Source organism: Moorena sp. SIO3I6 (assembly GCF_010672095.1).
The window spans coordinates 1-2,141 of the sequence record NZ_JAAHHU010000821.1; the positions used below are offsets into that span (position 1 = coordinate 1).

Below are 2,141 nucleotides of genomic sequence, written 5' to 3' on the forward strand. Positions count from 1 at the left end.
CTTATGGCCTATGGGCAAGCTACACCGAACATTGAATAAGCGATGCAGCAAGGGAACAGGGGAGGCAGTCGGCCAAAGGGGGTGGGTGCATCTCAGTTTTGCCTAATGGCAAAACTGAGTTAGGATTTTTCAATGGTAGGGTGGGCAAAATTCAAGCGGTTGTCGGTTTGATTAGAAATCATGGCTAATTTGCAGACCCTACAAAAGTTAGGATTTTTCAATGGTAGGGTGGGCAAAATTCAAGCGGTTGTCGGTTTGATTAGAAATCATGGCTAATTTGCCCACCTGACAAGAGCTTTAAGGCAGAAGGCAGAAGGCAGAAGGCAGAAGGCAGAAGGCAGAAGTGACAAGAGTTGGAGCTAGTTTTTAAAAAGTCCAGTGATTTTACAAGCGATGCAGTCGGCCAAAGGGGGTTTCCCCCATGAGCGACTGCATCAAGACAATGATTTAGGATCGCTATAGCTGATCGCTGATCGCTGATAGCTGATCGCTGATATAGCAATCCGTGTAGGAATTGAAATAATTTTGTTCCCTATTCCCAGATCCGCTGTTCCCTATTCCTTGTTCCCTTTGCTCTAGTGGGGTAGGGTGGGCAAATAATGATAGTTTGACAATTTGATCATCAATCATGTCCATTTGCCCACCCTACAAAAGCGATCGCTAATTCTCCTGCTAAATAAGCATTCAGCAGTCAGCGGTGAGCTAAAAGCTCACGCTACTTGAGGTGCCGTCAGCTTTCCATCACTCAGTGGGGTAGGGTGGGCAAATAATGATAGTTTGACAATTTGATCATCAATCATGTCCATTTGCCCACCCTACAAAAGCGATCGCACTATTAGTGGTAGGGTGGGCAAATAATGATAGTTTGACAATTTGATCATCAATCATGTCCATTTGCCCACCCTACAAAAGCGATTGGCCGTAGGCCACGCTACGCGATCGCACTAAATAAGCATTCAGCAGTCAGCGGTCAGCCTTCAGCTTTCCATCACTCAGTGGGGTAGTGGGGTAGGTTGGGCAAATAATGATAGTTTGACAATTTGATCATCAATCATGTCCATTTGCCCACCCTACAAAAGCGATTGGCCGTAGGCCACGCTACGCGATCGCACTAAATAAGCATTCAGCAGTCAGCGGTCAGCCTTCAGCTTTCCATCACTCAGTGGGGTAGTGGGGTAGGTTGGGCAAATAATGATAGTTTGACAATTTGATCATCAATCATGTCCATTTGCCCACCCTACAAAAGCGATTGGCCGTAGGCCACGCTACGCGATCGCACTATTCCCCATTCCCTATTCCCTATTCCAGACTTCTGCAAGAAGTCTATTGAATTAAAAGGATATCTAATCAAAAAATGAGTAGGACACAAGTTAGTACAGAACATATTAGTATTAATCCCGAAATTCGCTTCGGGAAACCTTGCATTACGGGAACAAGGATAGCTGTTATTGATATTGTCAATTGCTATCTAAAGCTGGAAGAATCTCTTGAAGATATTGCTAAAGATTATAATTTATCTCTAGCTTCGGTTCATGCTGCAATGGCCTATTATTACGATCATCGAGAAGAACTGGAAATTCGTAAGGCAGAAGGGGAAGCATTTGCTCAGGAATTTGCTAAAAATAACCCTTCTTTGTTACAGGAAAAACTTAGGAATTTAAAGGGTGAGAATAGTGGGGTAGGGTGGGCAAATAATGATAGTTTGACAATTTGATCATCAATCATGTCCATTTGCCCACCCTACAAAAGCGATCTCCCTTAATAGTTTAAGGCTGATAGCTGATAACTGATAGCTGATAGCTATCCATCGCATTTATTTACATTCTCATTCAAAAAAAAATTCTAAAAACCCTTGACAAAGTAATATATAATTATAAGTATTATATAACTAAAAAGCAAAAGGTGAACCTTATGTCTTCAGAATTTCCAACCAATCCAGACAACAATCCCGATGATTATTCCAACAAAAAAATCCGTGTTCAGCACATTTTAAAGGGCTCCCGCAAGGCAGTAATTAATACCATGCATACCCTGTATGCAATGGGCTACGCCGAAATATCCGAGTGGAGTCCTCTTCAGCCGACGGGCATTCCCGGAGAATTCATAACAATTATCACCAATTACTTGAGACTCCGTTAACA

Annotated in this window: 4 protein-coding genes; 3 read left to right on the forward strand and 1 reads right to left on the reverse strand. The window is 42.7% G+C overall.

Annotation, left to right across the window (positions count from 1 at the left end; genetic code table 11):
- Nucleotides 1-456: 456 nt before the first annotated feature.
- A complete protein-coding gene (locus F6K49_RS43125) occupies nucleotides 457-636 on the reverse strand; it encodes a hypothetical protein (RefSeq protein WP_075905040.1) in 180 nt (59 codons plus the stop codon).
- A gap of 571 nt (nucleotides 637-1,207) precedes the next feature.
- On the opposite strand from F6K49_RS43125, the gene F6K49_RS43130 reads away from it, so the two are divergent.
- The 3 genes from F6K49_RS43130 to F6K49_RS43140 all read left to right on the forward strand — a co-directional run bounded on the left by F6K49_RS43130 (nucleotide 1,208) and on the right by F6K49_RS43140 (nucleotide 2,139).
- A complete protein-coding gene (locus F6K49_RS43130) occupies nucleotides 1,208-1,330 on the forward strand; it encodes a hypothetical protein (RefSeq protein WP_293087763.1) in 123 nt (40 codons plus the stop codon).
- Nucleotides 1,331-1,354: 24 nt separating this feature from the next.
- Nucleotides 1,355-1,714 (forward strand): DUF433 domain-containing protein, encoded by a 360-nt coding sequence (locus F6K49_RS43135; RefSeq protein ID WP_293107764.1) that lies wholly within the window; start codon nucleotides 1,355-1,357, stop codon nucleotides 1,712-1,714.
- A gap of 197 nt (nucleotides 1,715-1,911) precedes the next feature.
- Nucleotides 1,912-2,139 carry a hypothetical protein gene (locus F6K49_RS43140; protein WP_293107767.1) on the forward strand — a complete coding sequence of 76 codons (228 nt, stop codon included), beginning with the start codon at nucleotides 1,912-1,914 and terminating at the stop codon, nucleotides 2,137-2,139.
- Nucleotides 2,140-2,141 lie beyond the last annotated feature (2 nt).

Excerpts from the sequence above, each read along its gene's own strand:
- F6K49_RS43125 (WP_075905040.1), bottom strand. The coding sequence starts at position 636 with ATGGACATGATTGATGATCAAATTGTCAAACTATCATTATTTGCCCAC.
- F6K49_RS43135 (WP_293107764.1), top strand. The coding sequence starts at position 1,355 with ATGAGTAGGACACAAGTTAGTACAGAACATATTAGTATTAATCCCGAA.
- F6K49_RS43140 (WP_293107767.1), top strand. The coding sequence starts at position 1,912 with ATGTCTTCAGAATTTCCAACCAATCCAGACAACAATCCCGATGATTAT.